This is a genomic window from Prevotella conceptionensis 9403948 (assembly GCF_000312305.1).
Taxonomy (GTDB): domain Bacteria; phylum Bacteroidota; class Bacteroidia; order Bacteroidales; family Bacteroidaceae; genus Prevotella; species Prevotella conceptionensis.
Map to the genome: position 1 here is coordinate 1 of NZ_HE999483.1, position 1150 is coordinate 1150.

Genomic DNA, 1150 nt, shown 5'->3' on the forward strand with positions numbered 1-1150 from the left:
TAGCGCAAACTATATATATTGTATTGTTCAATTTTAAACGCATATTCTATAAGCATTTAAAGAAAAGGCAATCTCGTTTGAATAGCGAGATTGCCAAAAGATGTTAGTTTAAACGAGCATTTGGATAACATGCCAAATTTATATCGTACAAATCTCCTCCACAATCGAAGTCAATACTTCCGTCATAACGATATAAATACCAACCATCAAAACTTCCTCCCCATCCCATATTAGCATGGCAATAAACATTGTACCTCTTTAAGATCCTGCGAGGTTGTTTTGGTGAAGGAGCCACATTAGAGGGACGAACGCGAATTTGATAACCATCAACAACCCAAGCATGTGAACCATTGGTAAATGCTCTTGTTGCTCTTGTTCCTCTGATGGCTCTTGCAGTTCCTCTACATATAACTGGTCTTCTTGAATTTAAAGAGTTTGCCATGTTTTGGAAAGTACAAGAGTTTTTTCCATCAATATGGACATTCCATTTTTTTACATAATTTGCAACTGCATCTACAGAAACAGAACCTCCTTCACTTGTAAATTTTGTGCCGCTTCCATCTGCAAGATTCTTTATTAAAGAGGCTAACCTTTTATCTTCCTCAGTAAGCTCATGGTATCCCCAAAAATTCGGAGAATAACTTCCTAAATTACCCCAATAAAATTTCTGTCCTTCAGGAGTTGTAATGTCATTGATATTCGGTTGTAAATACGCCAAGACTTGTGCCCAAGCAATAATTGTACACCCTGCAGGATGGCGTCCGTCATAACCATAGCCAAAATCATATTCTGGGGGACATTTAGGCACATAAAGATTATAAGGACTTGTCTGATTCCATTTTGTTTTTAGCATAGGCTCAACTATTTTATATAATTGCCCAGAGGGATTGTCTGTGGCAGAACTACGTGTTACAGGAGTATTGTTTACAAGGTATTCTACATGTTTCATCCCCTTCTTTCTAATTTGCATATTGACATAAGCTTTTGTTTTTTCACGAAGAGAATCTTCGCATTGCTTAATTACGGCAATCTCTTGCAAGGCTATGTTCATTGCATTTTTTATCATCAAATCTGCTGTTTCGTTTGGTGAAAAGAAATCTCCTTCCTCAGAAAAGGCAATAACATAAGGGAAACGGCAATCTGAACTTAC

Annotated in this window: 1 protein-coding gene; it reads right to left on the reverse strand. The window is 37.0% G+C overall.

Going from position 1 to position 1150, the window contains the following annotated elements; translation table 11 throughout:
- Nucleotides 1-103: 103 nt before the first annotated feature.
- On the reverse strand, nucleotides 104-1150 hold a 1047-nt coding region (locus BN93_RS15820), incomplete at its 5' end, for a C10 family peptidase (protein WP_044261176.1).